Origin of the sequence: Flavobacterium sp. (genome assembly GCF_040402895.1) — a bacterium.
In the GTDB taxonomy this organism is placed as follows: domain Bacteria; phylum Bacteroidota; class Bacteroidia; order Flavobacteriales; family Flavobacteriaceae; genus Flavobacterium.
This window is the reverse complement of the sequence record NZ_JBBALR010000004.1, coordinates 48,405-64,445: the sequence shown is the minus strand read 5'-3', so window position 1 is coordinate 64,445 and position 16,041 is coordinate 48,405. Positions and strand designations below refer to the sequence as shown.

Below are 16,041 nucleotides of genomic sequence, written 5' to 3'. Positions count from 1 at the left end.
GGAATAGCTTTTTTAACTTTTATTTTTTGATGAAATTTTCAGCAAATTTCTTTCCTTCTTTGGTTTCAATGCTTAAAATATAAATTCCGTTGCTTAAATTTGAAACATCAATGGAATTAAAATTAGAAGTGATCCTACTAATTGTTTTACCATTTGTATCAATTATTTGTATAGCATTAACATCTAACTGTTCAATGTTGGAAATTGTTAAATAATCTGATGTAGGATTTGGAAAAATCACAACCTCTTTACCATTGAAAGAAGAAGCATTTAAAGGGAAGTTACCTTCAATAACATTTACTGTTTGATTAATGTTCGGATTTGTAATAATATCTACAGTTCCTGAAGGCCAAATTACTTTAATTTTAGTAATTGCAGTGGCAGCTCCAATACCAAAATGTGCATTTAATGAACTCATATATTTGAAACCATCACCACTATGGATATCTCTAATTTGTTTTCCAAATGCGCCATAGATTTCAACTCTAGCACCGATACCATAGCTATTACTAGCAATACCTTGAAGCGTAACTTTTAACCAATTATTAGAATTTGGTATCGCGTAACGCACATTACTACCATTTAAGAAATCAAGAAACCCATCATTATTTAAGTCTCCAATTCCACCAACTGCTATTGCGCTATAGTTTGAAGGAGCAAAAGTTCCGTTACCTAAATTGAACATGATTTTATTACCACCACCTAAAACGTCTACAAAACCATCATTATCAAAGTCGTGTGCTACATGCTCAATACTTGTACTTGCATTAGTATCCCAACCAGAACCAGACGTTATATCAGTAAATGTTCCATTACCATTGTTTCTCATATATTTATGATTTCCATCTGCTGTTGAACTTGCACCTACAACAATATCTAAATCGCCATCATTATCATAGTCAGCCCATGCGGAAGACCATGTTTGAATAGGATCATAAAGATTTGCTTCTATCGATACATCAGTAAATGTACCATTTCCATTATTTCTATGCATTTCATTAAACTTTGCAGTTCCAGCACCACCACGACATTTTGCAATAAATAAATCTTGATCACCATCATTGTCATAATCAACAAAAATAGATCCATAGTTTCCGCCTTCTGTATGAATTCCCATAGTAGTTGCTCCAGGTGTTACACCAGATTGGTAAAATGTTAGTACACCAGAACCATTATTAATAAAATATACATTTGGATCAACATCGTGACAAGAAAAAGCGTCTAGATTTCCATCATTATTTAAATCAACAAAGTTGGTTCTTTGACAAAAAACATATTGTGAAAATGTTTCGTTTGAGTATGCAGTACCAGTACTATTTGATTTCCAGAAAGTAACAGCACTTCCACCACCTAAAATTAAATCGTTATATCCGTCTTTGTTGTAGTCACCTGCGGCTAAACTCCATGAGGGCATATTACTTGTTCCTGTAATTGGGAAATCAGAATTTGTAAATGTTCCACCTGTTCCTTGATAATGAATTCTAAGGTTGCTAGCGCTTACTCCGGCAATGTCATCTTTTCTGTCACCATTCATGTCAACTACACACAAATTGTAAGTACTATTAACAGTTGCTATATTTTGAGTAGTGTATGTAATTCTTTGAGGAGTAGGAACAACTAATGGGTTTTCAATTAGTTGAAAAGTAAATCCATTAGAAGACCATCTATTATCAAACGCAATTATATAAGTTGTTCCTGCAGTTACATTAAAAACATCAAAAGAAGAGTAATTTGTTCCTGAATCATCATCCCCAGCAAAGCAAGTTAAATTTCCACAAGTTCCAGTGTATACATGAAATCGTGTATCTACCAACGGATTGTTTTGTGAAATATTTGTTGAAATTGTAACTGTGTAATTTTGTGTTGGAGTGTAGGAATACCATTCTCCTTTACCATTTGTTCCAGCTATTACACCATTGCTTGCGCAAATAGGAGAAGGAATATCTGTTCCGTTAACAGCTGTTACTACATTTAACCCAGCTGTGATTGGTATTGCAGATGCACAAGTATCTTGAGCAAATGACCAAATTGAAAAAAGGCATTGTACAAAAATAAAAATAATTTTTTTCATTTATTTAGAGTTTTAGTTATGTTTAAATTAATTATTGACAAGGCGAAAGAGAGTTAATCCATTGTTCTATTAATGCAACTCCTTCAGTATGTATTTCTGTTCTACCAAGAAGTGGCATTCTAAAGCTTTCGTTATCAGTATTTAATCTGTAATGTAACATTGATCTGTTAATGTTTGCTGGATTTACAATCTTGCTTAAAGCAGGAGGAAAATCAGCCATATCTTGTGTATCTACACATACTCCCATATTAGCCAGATTTGTTGTTTCATTAAATGCAAAACGCATTGGTCTGTAATCACAATGACTATTAGTTTGATGGCAGTGGGCACAATTTATATCTAAATAAGATCTTACTCTCAAGTCTAAAGATTTTGATGTGTCATTATAATCTACAGTTGATGTAATTGTTGAAGGTAAGTTATTTTCTAAATAGCCAACCTCAATCCATTTAGTTAACTGATTTTTGGAGCCAGAGGTATAGGTATAGTTGTGATTTAAATTTTGAGGTTTGATTCCAATCGGAATTGGAAGTTCGTTAAATTTATGACAAGTAATACATTGCTGTTCAGATGGAATTCTGTAATTATCTACAACGCGTACAATATTATTTTCATCTTTCCATTCAACTGTTGTATTACTTCCAGCCATGTCTAGATATGCTTCGGTTTGAGCTGTATTCCAAACATATTCTGCGAATATCCATCCAGTAGCTTTACGTATCATTATTCTTGTTTCAATTATTCTTGTTGATCCAACAGGTGTTACATTTTGAACATTATCATAATAGAAATTTTTAATTATTGCCGACCCTACAGGTAGTATAAGTGTCTTACCATCTCCATCATAAGTTGCTTTTGTTCCTTTTGGCATCCAAACAAATCTTTTTTTGTGGGCGTAATCTGTAAAAAGTGAAGAAGCAGGTTCGTAAATCAAGACATCTAAAGCAGGTTTTTGGTCTTTCATAGGACCATCAAAAAAATGATAATCGGAAAGTTTAGGATAGGGTACTTGTGTTAAATCTACTGTAACAGGTGATGTTGGAATGGCATTATATTCTTCTTCAGCTTCATTATTACAAGACGTTAGTAATAATGAAATATTCAAAAGTAAAATGGTTAGTATTTTTTTATTCATTTGCTAAATTTTTACTAAAATAATAAAAAAAAAACAATATTAGGAAAAATAAATTAAAATTAGACAAATAATTTATTTTAAATCTTTAAATGCTTATTTTAATTTAAGTAAAATATTATATTTTTTTAAATTATTTAGTGCTTCTTCCGAAGTATAATCTAATGTTATTTCCTCTTTTAAATATTCTTTTTTTGCAGAAATTCTATTTATACTTTCGTAAAAACGACGAACTTCTTCTAAATTAGATAAAACCAATTTAGGAACTGCTACATTTTCGCCATCTTGGTTTTTAGCGACCATAGTAAAATAGCTTGAATTGGTATGTTTTACTTTTCCTGTTTGAATATTTTGAGAAGTTACTCGAATTCCAACCACCATAGAGCTGTTACCTACATAATTTACACAAGCTTTTAAGGTGACTAATTCACCGATTTCCACAGGATTCAAAAAATTAACCGTATCAACGGATGCCGTTACGCAATAACTTCCACAATATTTAGAAGCACATGCAAAGGCAATTTGATCCATTAAACTTAGCAAATAGCCACCATGAATTTTTCCACTAAAATTACTATGTGATGGTAACATTAATTCAGAAAGTGTAATTTTAGAAGCTGCAACAGTATTAGATGTATTCATTTATTTAGTTTTAGAAGAAGTTGAATTTTCTGGACTCACTTTAGTAATATAATAATTAGAATTACCCCACCAAGAAAAAGTACCGTAACGTTCAATATATTCTATTCTCACGAATTTTCCTTGGTTGTTTTTTAATTGTTCAATAACTTCCGGTTGATTATCTAATACAGAAAATTCAAATTTTTGGGATCCAGAAAACCCTTGACTTAATTCGCCTTCCCAAGTTTTAAAAAAGTATCCATTATGGCTAAACTTGATTAATTCTCCCGTTCGTATGCCATCACTAAATGAAGCATAATATAAAAAAGTAATATAACTTGTTGCCGTTAATGCAATAGTTAATATGCTGTATATTAAAATTTTCTGAAAAAATGTCATATTATTTATATTAATTATCAATTTCGGTTACTGATTCTTCGTCGTTTTCTGCTCGTTTCAAAATAGCTTCTGGTAACGCTTTTTTTGCTTTAGCCCCCATTTTCTTTAATTTTTCAGCGCTTGTTACTAAATTTCCTTTTCCTTCGGTAAGTTTATTCATTGCTGCTGAATATTCTACTTTGGCTTCATCCATTTTCTTTCCAATTTTAATTAAATCAGAAACAAAACCTTCAAATTTATCATACAACGCACCAGCTTGACGCGCAATTTCTATAGCATTTTCTTGTTGCTTTTGATTGGTCCACATGCTATCTATAGTTCGTAAAGTCGCTAATAGCGTAGAAGGTGTTACTATCACAATGTTTTTTTCAAATGCTTTGTTATATAGCGTTAAATCTTCTTGTAAAGCCAATGCGAAAGCAGGTTCAATAGGAATGAACAGCAAAACAAAATCAGGACTTTCCATTTGATAAATGTCTTGATACCGCTTATCGCTCAATTGTTCTACGTGTCGTTTTACCGAATTCACGTGGTCTTTTAAGTGAATATTTTGCTGTGTATCGTCTTCTTCGTTTACATATTTTTCATAAGCTGTTAATGATACTTTACTATCTACTACCATTTTTTTCCCATCAGGTAAATGAATAATTACATCGGGTAAAATTCTTGTGCCTTCTGTAGTTGTAAAGGCTTGTTGTACTTCGTATTCTCGACCTTTTTCTAATCCAGATTTTTCTAATACGCGTTCTAAAACAAGTTCGCCCCAATTTCCTTGCATTTTACTATCACCTTTTAACGCTTTAGTTAAATTGATTGTTTCTTTGCTCATTTGCGCATTCATTTCGCTCAAGCTAACAATTTGTTGACGTAAAGCAGCGTGATAATCAATACTTTCTTTGTGTGTATCTTCAACTTTTTTCTCAAAATGTAAAATTTTATCCTGTAATGGTGATAAAATATTTTTTAAGTTTTCTTTGTTTTGTTCGGTAAATTTCTGCGTTTTTTCTTCTAAAATTTTATTGGCTAAATTTTCAAATTCTTTACTAAATTTCTCTTGTAAATGATTGATTTCTTCTTTTTGTTCTTTGGTACGTTCTAATAAATTATCAAAATCATTTTCTTTTTTCGCCAATAAAATGGCCAATTCTTCTTTTTCAGTTTGTGTTTTTTGTTTCTCGATTTGCAAATTCTGAATCGATGACTTTAATTCTGCAAGTTGATGCGATTGTGATGTTAATTGCCCTTCTAAATTACTTTTTTCAGCATTAGATTGGGTTTTTGAAAGTAGCTTTCCAATATAAAAACCAATGGTTAAAGCAATTAAAATGGCAAATACTAAAATAATGGATGTATTCATTTTTGGATTAAAATTTGTTAGATAGTAAAATTACTATTTTTTTTCAATTATTCTATTTGATTAGAAATAAAACTATTTTTGCAAGATGAAGTTACACCAACATTTTATTTTACACAAACCGCACGGATTTATTAGTCAGTTTATTTACGAATTAAAACGGAATAAAAGAAAACTGGGTGAATTGTATAATTTTCCGGAAGGAACAATGGCCATTGGCAGATTAGATGAAGATTCTGAAGGTTTATTATTACTAACAACCGACGGCATGATGAGTGAATTGGTTCGAAGCAAAAAAGTGGAGAAAGAATATTATGCGCAAGTGGATGGAATTATTACATTAGATGCTGTGGAACAACTAAAAAATGGAGTCGAAATTGGTTTACACGGTAAAAAATATATTACTAAAAAATGTCAAGCAAATTTGATTCCTATTCCAATACACATTGGTGAGGGGAGAAGAATTAGAGAGGAACGTCACGGACCTACAAGCTGGCTTTCTATAACGTTGACAGAAGGAAAATTTAGACAAGTACGTAAAATGACGTCAGCAGTTGGTTTTCCTACTTTACGATTAATTAGAATTCGAGTGGGTAACATTGAATTAGGTAATTTAAAAGCTGGCGAAGTGCGAGAAATTTATAAGGACGATTTTGATAGAATTTTGGAGTAATTTTTAAAATGTTATCTGACAATAAATTTTCCGTGTATTTTATCAAAAACAATATGTTCGTCTTTAAATAACGTATCAAAAACACCTTTTTCAATTAAATTGCAAGGCTGATCTTGAATACAGAAACCTTTTGTCATTACAATCATTTCGTCACTTAATTGAATGGCCAAATCGATGTCGTGAGTTGAAAATAAAATGCATTTTTCCGTTTCGTGTGCCAGTTTTTGTAATAATTTAAACACTGAAACTTTATGAAACAAATCCAAATGGGTAGTAGGTTCGTCTAAGATAATTAAATCAGTATCTTGTGCCAAAGCTCTAGCAATTAATACTTTTTGTAATTGTCCGTCTGAAATTTCGTAATGTTTTTTCTCCACCAAATGCTCAATATTGGTAAGTTGAACTGCTGTTTTTATTTTCGAATAATCTTCATCAGTTAAATTGCCAATCCAATTGGTATAAGGTTGTCTTCCTAAAGCAATTAATTCCCAAACGGTTAAATTACTACTTGGAAGTTTATCGGTTAAAACCAAACTTTGTTGTTGTGCTAAATCAGAATTTTCAATAGAAAAAAGATTTTTGTTATTTAACATTACTTCACCAGAAATAGGTGTTTGAATAGCTGTAATTGTTCGTAATAATGTAGATTTTCCTATGCCATTTCCACCAATTAACGTGATTAACTTACCTTTTAATAATGAAATATTGATATCGCTCGCAATGGGTACTACTTCTTTTTTGGAAGTATAACCAATGGTAAGATTTTTGGTATGAAGTAGGGTGTTATTCATTGATTTAATAGGTACGCCGATTTTTATGATTGAACTGATTTTAATTGATTTTTAAAAATATTTTGCGAATCTCTCTGTTTCTCTGTGAGACTTTGTGTAATTATTTTAATTAATTCCTCTTTTTCTTACCAACAACCAAATTACAATTGGCGCTCCTAATATAGATGTAATTGCATTAATTGGTAGAGTGAAATCTAAACCGGGTAATTGCGAAATGGTATCACAAAGTAACATAATTTGGGCTCCAAATAAAATGGTGGATAAAAATAATATTTTATGATTACTTGTTTGAAATACTAATTTTGAAATATGCGGCACGGCTAAACCAACAAAGGCAATTGGTCCTACTAACGCAGTAATGCTTCCTGCTAAAATTCCGGTTGCTATAAAAATTAAATTACGTTGTTTTTTAATATCGATTCCTAAACTTTTTGCATAATTTTCGCCAAGTAAAAAAGCATCTAAACTTTTAATGGAAAACAAGCTTAAAAACAAACCAATTACTATTGAGATACTTAAAATAGAAAGTTGCATCCAACTTAAATTTCCTAAATTTCCCATGGACCAAAATGTGAATTTTTGTAATTGTTCTGCGGTACTAAAATAGGTTAAAACACTAACAATTGCTCCACTGAAACTACTAAACATTAAGCCAACAATTAAAATTGAAAGGGTATCTTTTAGTTTTTTGGAGACTAAAAAAACTAAAGATAATACAAATAAACTTCCTAAAATGGAGGCGAATAACATACCTAAACTGGAAACAAAAAGTTCCGATAAAAAACCTGGCAAAATCGTTGCGCCCATAATTACAAAAGCCACACCCAGACTAGAGCCAGAACTTAATCCCAAAACATAAGGTCCAGCTAAAGGATTTCGGAATAGCGTCTGCATCAACAAACCCGAAATTGATAAGCCAATGCCAACTAAAGCAGCTGTAATTGCCTTTGGTAAACGGAAATGGATAATGATATATTCCCACGTGTCTTTTACTTCTCCGAATCCAAAAATTGATTTCACAACTTCTTTTATAGGAATAGCCACTTGACCAAAACTAATATTTAGTATAAAAACAACTGCTAAGCCGATTAGTAAAGCAAAAAATAGGATTTTATGTTGTGGGTTTTTTTTCAATTTTATTTTAATTTTTCAAAGAAATAAAGTTCATAATTAGGTAATAATTCTGGATGAAATATTTTTACTAAATCTTTCAACACTAAATCTGGTCGATTAGGCGCCAATTCGTAATAAATTACACCACCCGTTTTACCTTTCTTTTTGCTAAACGAATAAATATTTTTTGTTTTAAATGCTTTAAATTGCGAATAATGGGGATTTGCATTTTTAATTTCTTCTAAGGAAGTATATTGATCCATAAACCAAATATCAGCATTTTTGGCCAAACTATATACTTTTTCAAAAGATAAAGAAAGGCTTCCCGTACCTTTAGTTTTTGCCCATAAATAGTTTCCGTTAGCATTAGTAATAAATTTTGCACCCCAACTTTCGCCTTGCGGCAAATACCATTTATCTTCGTATAAAGAACCACTTAAAACAGTTGGTTTTACTTTCGTTTTTACTACCAATTTTAAGGTTTCATTATACGATTTTTCAATAGAATTGAAAATTTCATTGGCTTGTTTTTCTTTTCCAAATAGCACGCCAAACAGCTTAATCCATTCCGCTTTTCCTAATGGTGTTTGTTCGTTCCAATCTCCATTTAATATTACTTTTAATCCGTTTTTCTCTAAATTATCTAAAGTAGGATTTTTGTTATCTAAACCATACCCCATAATTGCATCGGGCTGTAAATCAAGTATAACTTCTGTATTTAACGATTGATTACTTCCTAATTCTTTTATTTTTCCAGCGTCAATTAAGTTCCTTACTTTTTCAGATGAAATGTAATTTAAATTTGGAAAACCAATTAGTTTATTTTCTTCTACAAGCATTTCTAAAGAAGGAATATGCGTGGTAGATGTCAAAACAATAGTTTTAATTGGCACTTGAATTTGAGTGAAATTCTTATACTCTTTAGGAATTACAGCGTTTTTTTTCTTTAAAATATAGTAATATTTCTTTTTTGAATTTGGCCAAGGCGAACTTACTTCAACAATTGAATAATTTTCTTTTGTGAGGATAGTTAAACCTTTAGCGTGTTTTATTTCCTTATTTCTTGTGTTTCCTGAAGTCTTACTTTCCTTGTTATTACAAGATATAAAAGTAAATAAAAGCAAAAGAAAACTAATTTTTTTAGCAAGATACATTTGTGAAATTTTTTACAAAAGTAAAAGATATTTATATAGTTTGATTTTAATTTTTAATAAATTACTTTTACACCTGAATTTTGGTTGATGTTCTATAACATAGAATAATCATTAAAAGGGAATCAGGTGTAAGACCTGAGCTGTTCCCGCAACTGTATGCTATAAAACGTTAGTGTTATCTGCAAATCCACTGTTTCGCTATAAACGAGATGGGAAGGAAGACACTAATAGGCGAGCCAGGAGACCTGCCACATTCATTGAGTATCAAACTTTCGGGAAAAAAGGTTTGGGTATGGGTAATTCTATGCTTTTCTCCCATTTTGGAAAAATTTAAATTAGAAAAATGAAACTAAATTTCATTAAACTAGCAGCGTATTTTACGTTGGTAACCTCTTTTGCTATGGCTCAAGAGCAAGAACCGTCAAAAACAATTGAAGAAATTGTAATTTCTGACACCAAATTTGCACAAAGCAAAGAAAAATCAGGTAAAATTATTGAAAAAATTACTGCAAAAGATTTAGAAAACAAAAAAGGGCAATCCTTAGCTGCTGTCCTTAGCCAAGTTGCAGGAGTTGAAGTTGCTGGAAGTCAATCTGGAACTGGAAAAAATTTAGAGTATTACATTAGAGGAGGAAGAAGTCGTCAGGTTTTAATTGTAATTGATGGAGTTCCTGTAACTGACGCTTCAGGTATTGGTTTTCAATATGATTTGCGTCTATTGCCAGTAGAACAAATTGAAAGTATTGAAATTATGAAAGGAGCCGCAAGTACTTTATATGGTTCGGGCGCCGCAACTGGTTTGATAAATATTACTTTGAAAAAAGCTTCAAAAAAAGAAATTGAAGGCACGGCTTATATGAATTTAGGCACACAAAATGTTCCCAACCAAAGTAAAACAAGTGCTCAGGATTTTAATCAAGGATTTTCTGTAAATGGCACAAAAGGGGTAATTTCTTATTTTACTTCCTTAAATAGTACAGAAACTAAAGGAATTAGTGAAGCTGCAGGTACAAATTTTGAACCTGATTATTTTTCAAGGGTAAATGCCTTGCAGAAAATTGGAATTCAATTTAATTCTAAATTTAGTATGCAGACTTTCGCTAATTATGATAGATTAAAATCTTCATTTGATGGGGGTAATTTTACTGATGAAACGGCAAATATTTCACTTTCGGAGCAATTTAGAGTTGGGTTTACACCAAAATATAAATATGCCAATGGGGAATTAAATTTAGTAACGGGTTTTACTAACTTGGAAAGACAGTATGACACCTATAGTACTTGGTCTTCAAGTGTTGAAAAATCATACTACAAATCGAGAAGTGTTTCTGTTGATTTGTTTAATAAGTATAATTTTTCAAATGTATTTTTCTTGATTTTAGGAACGCAATTTCAATTTATGGATATGCAAGAATTAACTTCATATGAAAACATTTTAAATACAAATGCTAATTTTAATGTGATTGATCCGTATGCTACTGCTGTTTATAATTCTAATTTTGGTTTAAATATTAATGCTGGCGCCAGATTAAACAAACATAATGTATATGGAAATCATACTACATTTAATTTTAATCCATCTTATGGTTTCAAAAAAATACCTTTACGATTAATTTCATCTTACAGCACGGCGTACATCACACCATCTTTGTACCAACTGTTTTCTCCATACGGAAATTTAAAATTAAAACCAGAGGAAAACACAACTATTGAAGTTGGTTTTGAAACAATTCTATCAAACAAAAAAATCACCATAAATACCGTTGGTTTTTATAGAGAACAAGAAAATACTTATGATTTTTTCACAGATTTGACTACTTATGAATCTAAATACATCAATAATTCAAATGTTGTAATTGCAAAAGGAATGGAAACCACTTTAGTTATAAAACCAAATTCCTACTTTTCGATAAACGGAAATTACACCTTTACGCAAGTTGCTGAAGCGCAAAGCAAATTAATTCCTAAGCATAAAGTAAATGTTTCGTTAGATGTTGATTTTTCAAAAAAAATCCATTGGAACACCCAATATCAATATGTGGAATCTAGAAACGATGCCTATTTTGATAGTGTAACATTCGCTACGATAAATACAGTTTTGGCTTCCTATCAAGTAGTAAATACTAATTTATCAATGGATGTAGTACCAAATAGATTGGCAATTTTTACTGCTGTTACGAATATTTTAGATAAAGATTTTTACGAAAACATAGGCTATTCTGTAAGAGGAAGGAATTTTAAATTAGGAATTAATTTTAAGTTCTAAAATTATTTACATGTAAGATTGAATTGCATTTTTATATTTTGTAACAATTTTGATATAATGTTGTCTTATCTTTGGAATAGATTTTGACAAAGAGAATTATAAAATAGAGAATTATGAGAAAAATTATTGTTTATGTTGCTTTGATGATTTCATCTTTGATGTTTTCACAAAATGCTTTTGAAAAATTAGAAGATAAAGAGGGTGTAGAAAGCATTGTGGTATCTAAAAAAATGTTCGATTTAATGAGTAAAGTTAAAGTGGATGCAAAAGATAAAGAAATGCAACAATATATGAACTTGCTTAAAAAATTAGATAATTTGCAAGCAGTTTATACCTCGCAATCCAAATTGAGCGGCGATCTAAATGCTGCTGTGGTTTCGTATTTAAAATCAAATCCATTAGAAACAATTACTACATCTACACAAGATGGAAATGTAATTAAAGTATATGGTAAAACAGATGCTAATGAAACCAATGTGAAAGAAGTTTTAGTTGTGGTAAATGGTAATTTTAATGGAGTAAAAACATCTGTATTATCAATAAAAGGCGACTTCCCTTTGAACGAAATTGCTGTACTTGTTAAAAAATTAAATATACCTGGTGCTGATATTTTAAGTAATTTAGAAAAAAAATAATACAATGAATAAGTATATTTTAGTTGCGATACTTACTTTATGTTTTGCTTGTAAGCAAGAACCTTCTTTGCAAAAATATTTTGTAGCAAGTGGCGATAAAAAAGAATTTATGTCTTTAGATGTTTCGTCTTCCATATTAAATATTAGTGAAACTAAATTATCAGACTCCGAAAAAAAAGCGTTACAATCATTTGATAAAGTAAATATTTTAGCTTTTAAAAAAGACGGAAAAAATAATGCACAATACACAAAAGAAATAAAAGAAGTAAAAGAAATTTTAAAAGACAGCGTATATCAACCGTTGATAAAGTTAAATGGAGTAGGGCAAAACGCTTCCATAATGATTGTGGGCGACAATAAAGAAATTGACGAATTAATTTTGTTTGGAAATAAAAAAGAATTAGGTTTTACCGTAATTCGAGTTTTAGGAAATGATATGAAACCTGAAAACGCGATGGAATTTTTAAGTATTCTGCAAAAATCAAATATTGATATGGAGCAACTTAAACCCATATTAAACTTCGTAAATAAGAAATAACTTTTTTATTTAACGATTATCTCATCCACAAAAATAAACGCATCGCCACCAAAACCTTGATGCCATTCAGGTAATTTTCCGAAGTTCTTGGCAATAACTTTTACGTAACGAGCCTTTTTACTTTCATTAGCAGTGAAATTTAAAATAATGTTTTCCTCAATTTTTGGATCTAAAGTATTGTTTACCGAACCGAAATAGGTAAAATTTAAATTATCATCTGAAACATAATATTCGACTTTCGTAGGCATTACAATCCACGAACGTTGGTCTTGTAAAAAACGTGCTGAAATTTCAGTAATATTTTTAATTTCTTGCAAATCGACAACCGCTTCAAAATCTTGACTTTGGTAGCCTTGCCAATCGCCTTTTCTCCAATTTTCAGTTCCTAAAATACCATCTAACAACCCTTCTGGACCCCCCGCATGATATTGCGGATTGTATTTGGATTTGATGTTAATGGTGTAATTGTTTGGTTTTTTGAAAAAGGTTGCCGAAATGGTTTTGCTTTGTCCATCTTTTGTTTTTACATAAGCTTGAATTTCGCACGTTTTTTCAATTTTAAAAGGCTTCAAATAGGGAGCAAAAGCTCTTTTCATTGTGCTATAATCTTCCCCATCAATAGTTTCCAAATAATAAATCACATCATTTGGATTTTGAGACTGCAATTCAATCTCCAATTTATCCTTAAATGCTTTACTATCCGCTTGAATTACTGGAACTGGAATGATTAATTGATAAGGAGGATTATCAACGTTTTCCTTCCCAAATTGTGGTAAAATTCCTCTATCATTTGGTAAGTGAAGATAATTTGGTTTGTTACCCTCAATACTAACTTTTGCATCTAAAAAAGGTTTATTAATTTCCCATTTTTCTATACCTGGTGTCACTTGATAAATCCCCATGGCGCTCAACACATACCAAGCACTCATTTGTCCGCAATCTTCATTACCAATTAAGCCATCGGGAGTGTTTTTGTAGAAATTATTTAAAATATAATGTACTTTTTCGTTTGTTTTTTCTGGTTTTCCTACATAATTGTACAAATACGCCATGTGGTGACTAGGTTCGTTGCCGTGTGCATATTGCCCAATTAATCCTGTAACATCCACTTGTTCTCTGCCCGTGGTTTTGCTTTCAGCGTTGAAAAGCGCGTCTAACTTGGCTTCAAATTTTTCAGGTCCGCCGTGTGCTTGAATTAAACCCTCAATATCTTGTGGTACGAAAAAGGAGTATTGCCACGAATTCCCTTCCGTAAAATTATTATTGACTTCTCTTGGGTCAAACGGTTTGTCCCAACCGCCATTTTTCTTTGGACGCATAAAACCCGTTTCCCAATCGAATATATTTTTCCAATTTTGAGAACGTTTCATGAAATATTGATAATCTTCTTGCTTTTTTAAATGCTTAGCCATTTGGGCAATACACCAATCGTCATATGCATATTCCAGGGTTTTAGAAACGCTTTCGTGTTCGTCATCCATCGAAATGAAACCGTTTTTCTTGTAAGCATCTAATCCTAAAACTTCGCGCATCGCAGAAGCTTTACTGGCTTCAAAGGCTTTTTCGTAATCAAAACCGGTAATGCCTTTTGCCATGGCATCAGCAATAACAGAAACCGAATGATAGCCAATCATACAATCGGTTTCATTAGAAGCCAATTCCCAAACGGGTAATCTGCCACCTTGTTCGAATTGTTTGATAAACGTATTGATGTAATCGGAAGTTCGTTTTTTATCGATTAAAGTATACAACGGATGTGCACCTCTAAAAGTATCCCAAAGTGAAAAAACCGTGTAATAATCAAATCCTTCGGCTACATGAATTTGGTTGTCGCGACCTCGATATTTTCCATCCAAATCTTGTGCAATATTGGGTTGCATCATCGTGTGATACAATGCCGTGTAGAAAATCGCTAACTTGTCTTTATCATCAGAAGTTACTTCAATTTTTGATAATTCTTTGTTCCAAAGGGTTTCTGCCTCTTTTTTAACTTTTTCAAAATTCCAATGGTTAATTTCGGAACTGTTTAATTTGGCCCCTTCATAATTGGTTGGCGAAAGCGCTACTCTTACAAGAATTTTTTCTCCTTTTTTGACTTGTTTGGAGAAACTTAAAGCCAATTCAGTTCCTTTGTATATTCCGTCTAATTTAGTGTTTTCCTTGTTTTCTTCTTTAATCAAATTCACTTTCAAAGGTGCGTTAAACTCTATTCGTGCATACACATATTGGTCTCTTGCCCAAGCTTCGCTTCTTCGAAGAATTTCTATGGTTGTTGAATTTACAATTCGAATTTCACCATATAATAATTTATCGCGGTGATTCAAATCTAAAATAATATTGGCTAAACCAGCTTTATTAAAGGTATATTCATGAAAACCAACACGGGTTGAAGTGGTTAATCGCACGTCGATATTATGTTTGTCTAATTTCACGGAATAAAACCCAGCCGAAGCTTTTTCATTGGCATGCGAAAATGTAGAAGCATAGATTTTATTATCAAACGAAGGTTCGCCCATAGTTGGCATCAACATGATATCACCATAATCCGAGACACCGGTTCCATTCAAATGCGTATGCGAAAATCCGTAAATAGAACTGTCATCATAATGATAACCACCACAACCATCCCAACTGCCATCAATTTGAGTATCTGGAGAAAGTTGTACCATTCCGTAAGGCACGGTTGCCCCAGGAAATGTGTGTCCGTGTCCGCCAGTTCCAATAAATGGATTCACATATTTGGCAAAATCTTGTGCGAATAATAATGTGGGAAGTAGTATAAATAAAATTGCTTTCTTCATGATAATAGAATATTGTTGATGTAAATTTCAACAAACTATTTGAAAAAAGCAATTTTATAAGAAATTAAATCGGTTGGATGAGGTTTATTTACCTAGTATACCAATACGATTGATTGATTGTAATGCTGTGGCGTTTTCGTCTTTTATTGTATTGGCTTCAAAGGTGAAGTTTTTATCGTATAATTTTCCGTTAAGAAAATAGGTAAGCATAAAATGATTATCTAATTGCAATACATTATTTTCTAATAATTCCACTTTTATAGCCGTTTCAGGTAATACTTCGTTAAAAGCATGTCTAAAACTTCCTGTTTTTCTTTCTTCACCATTAATAATTCCAGACGCATTTGAAACCACCATTGCCATTTCTAATTTTTCTGAAGTACCGTTTAATAAGTAGGCGTACCAGCTGTTTTCTCCAAAATCTTCATTCCATTCTTTAATAGCCAACACATATACGTTTTCTACTTCTGGAATAATAATGTCTTTTTTCATG

14 protein-coding genes and 1 riboswitch are annotated in these 16,041 nt (G+C 31.6%); of the genes, 4 read left to right on the top strand and 10 right to left on the bottom strand.

Annotated features, from left to right (window positions below; translation table 11 throughout):
• Positions 1-19: 19 nt before the first annotated feature.
• From ABWP60_RS05160 to ABWP60_RS05140, 5 genes are all read right to left on the bottom strand, one after another.
• On the bottom strand, positions 20-2,071 hold the full coding sequence (locus ABWP60_RS05160) for a T9SS type A sorting domain-containing protein (RefSeq protein WP_353149484.1): 2,052 nt from the start codon (positions 2,069-2,071) through the stop codon (positions 20-22).
• A 31-nt stretch (positions 2,072-2,102) separates the two neighbouring features.
• Positions 2,103-3,206: a hypothetical protein gene (locus ABWP60_RS05155; protein ID WP_353149481.1), complete on the bottom strand. Its 1,104-nt coding sequence runs from the start codon at positions 3,204-3,206 to the stop codon at positions 2,103-2,105.
• 93 nt (positions 3,207-3,299) lie between these two features.
• Positions 3,300-3,845, bottom strand: a complete 546-nt coding sequence (locus ABWP60_RS05150) for an acyl-CoA thioesterase (protein ID WP_353149478.1) — start codon at positions 3,843-3,845, stop codon at positions 3,300-3,302.
• Entirely contained in the window at positions 3,846-4,223 is a 378-nt protein-coding gene (locus ABWP60_RS05145; RefSeq protein WP_353149475.1) for a DUF8785 domain-containing protein, read from the bottom strand.
• Between the two features lie 10 nt (positions 4,224-4,233).
• Positions 4,234-5,580, bottom strand: coding sequence for a DNA recombination protein RmuC (locus tag ABWP60_RS05140; protein ID WP_353149472.1), 1,347 nt, complete (start codon positions 5,578-5,580; stop codon positions 4,234-4,236).
• An 85-nt stretch (positions 5,581-5,665) separates the two neighbouring features.
• On the opposite strand from ABWP60_RS05140, the gene ABWP60_RS05135 reads away from it, so the two are divergent.
• Positions 5,666-6,250 carry a pseudouridine synthase gene (locus ABWP60_RS05135; protein WP_353149469.1) on the top strand — a complete coding sequence of 195 codons (585 nt, stop codon included), beginning with the start codon at positions 5,666-5,668 and terminating at the stop codon, positions 6,248-6,250.
• A gap of 11 nt (positions 6,251-6,261) precedes the next feature.
• On the opposite strand, the gene ABWP60_RS05130 is transcribed toward ABWP60_RS05135, so the two are convergent.
• The 3 genes from ABWP60_RS05130 to ABWP60_RS05120 all read right to left on the bottom strand — a co-directional run bounded on the left by ABWP60_RS05130 (position 6,262) and on the right by ABWP60_RS05120 (position 9,308).
• Positions 6,262-7,041: an ABC transporter ATP-binding protein gene (locus ABWP60_RS05130; protein WP_353149466.1), complete on the bottom strand. Its 780-nt coding sequence runs from the start codon at positions 7,039-7,041 to the stop codon at positions 6,262-6,264.
• A gap of 105 nt (positions 7,042-7,146) precedes the next feature.
• Positions 7,147-8,175, bottom strand: a complete 1,029-nt coding sequence (locus ABWP60_RS05125) for an iron chelate uptake ABC transporter family permease subunit (protein ID WP_353149463.1) — start codon at positions 8,173-8,175, stop codon at positions 7,147-7,149.
• A gap of 2 nt (positions 8,176-8,177) precedes the next feature.
• Complete coding sequence (locus ABWP60_RS05120) at positions 8,178-9,308, bottom strand: ABC transporter substrate-binding protein (RefSeq protein ID WP_353149460.1); 1,131 nt, start codon at positions 9,306-9,308, stop codon at positions 8,178-8,180.
• Positions 9,309-9,372: 64 nt separating this feature from the next.
• A riboswitch (cobalamin riboswitch) is annotated at positions 9,373-9,575 on the top strand.
• Positions 9,576-9,651: 76 nt separating this feature from the next.
• Here ABWP60_RS05120 and ABWP60_RS05115 point away from each other — a divergent pair.
• From ABWP60_RS05115 to ABWP60_RS05105, 3 genes are all read left to right on the top strand, one after another.
• Entirely contained in the window at positions 9,652-11,574 is a 1,923-nt protein-coding gene (locus tag ABWP60_RS05115; protein ID WP_353149458.1) for a TonB-dependent receptor plug domain-containing protein, read from the top strand.
• Between the two features lie 113 nt (positions 11,575-11,687).
• On the top strand, positions 11,688-12,209 hold the full coding sequence (locus ABWP60_RS05110) for a GFO_1090 family protein (RefSeq protein WP_353149455.1): 522 nt from the start codon (positions 11,688-11,690) through the stop codon (positions 12,207-12,209).
• Positions 12,210-12,213: 4 nt separating this feature from the next.
• Complete coding sequence (locus ABWP60_RS05105; RefSeq protein WP_353149452.1) at positions 12,214-12,747, top strand: GFO_1091 family lipoprotein; 534 nt, start codon at positions 12,214-12,216, stop codon at positions 12,745-12,747.
• 5 nt (positions 12,748-12,752) lie between these two features.
• Here the strand turns inward: ABWP60_RS05105 and ABWP60_RS05100 are convergent, their stop codons facing one another.
• Positions 12,753-15,548, bottom strand: coding sequence for a GH92 family glycosyl hydrolase (locus ABWP60_RS05100; protein WP_353149449.1), 2,796 nt, complete (start codon positions 15,546-15,548; stop codon positions 12,753-12,755).
• Between the two features lie 84 nt (positions 15,549-15,632).
• Positions 15,633-16,040, bottom strand: coding sequence for a hypothetical protein (locus tag ABWP60_RS05095; protein ID WP_353149446.1), 408 nt, complete (start codon positions 16,038-16,040; stop codon positions 15,633-15,635).
• Position 16,041: the final 1 nt, after the last annotated feature.

Bases quoted from the DNA above. Each gene is read 5' to 3' on its own strand.
- ABWP60_RS05160 (WP_353149484.1), bottom strand. From the start codon at position 2,071: ATGAAAAAAATTATTTTTATTTTTGTACAATGCCTTTTTTCAATTTGG.
- ABWP60_RS05155 (WP_353149481.1), bottom strand. From the start codon at position 3,206: ATGAATAAAAAAATACTAACCATTTTACTTTTGAATATTTCATTATTA.
- ABWP60_RS05150 (WP_353149478.1), bottom strand. From the start codon at position 3,845: ATGAATACATCTAATACTGTTGCAGCTTCTAAAATTACACTTTCTGAA.
- ABWP60_RS05145 (WP_353149475.1), bottom strand. From the start codon at position 4,223: ATGACATTTTTTCAGAAAATTTTAATATACAGCATATTAACTATTGCA.
- ABWP60_RS05140 (WP_353149472.1), bottom strand. From the start codon at position 5,580: ATGAATACATCCATTATTTTAGTATTTGCCATTTTAATTGCTTTAACC.
- ABWP60_RS05135 (WP_353149469.1), top strand. From the start codon at position 5,666: ATGAAGTTACACCAACATTTTATTTTACACAAACCGCACGGATTTATT.
- ABWP60_RS05130 (WP_353149466.1), bottom strand. From the start codon at position 7,041: ATGAATAACACCCTACTTCATACCAAAAATCTTACCATTGGTTATACT.
- ABWP60_RS05120 (WP_353149460.1), bottom strand. From the start codon at position 9,308: ATGTATCTTGCTAAAAAAATTAGTTTTCTTTTGCTTTTATTTACTTTT.
- ABWP60_RS05115 (WP_353149458.1), top strand. From the start codon at position 9,652: ATGAAACTAAATTTCATTAAACTAGCAGCGTATTTTACGTTGGTAACC.
- ABWP60_RS05110 (WP_353149455.1), top strand. From the start codon at position 11,688: ATGAGAAAAATTATTGTTTATGTTGCTTTGATGATTTCATCTTTGATG.
- ABWP60_RS05105 (WP_353149452.1), top strand. From the start codon at position 12,214: ATGAATAAGTATATTTTAGTTGCGATACTTACTTTATGTTTTGCTTGT.
- ABWP60_RS05100 (WP_353149449.1), bottom strand. From the start codon at position 15,548: ATGAAGAAAGCAATTTTATTTATACTACTTCCCACATTATTATTCGCA.
- ABWP60_RS05095 (WP_353149446.1), bottom strand. From the start codon at position 16,040: ATGAAAAAAGACATTATTATTCCAGAAGTAGAAAACGTATATGTGTTG.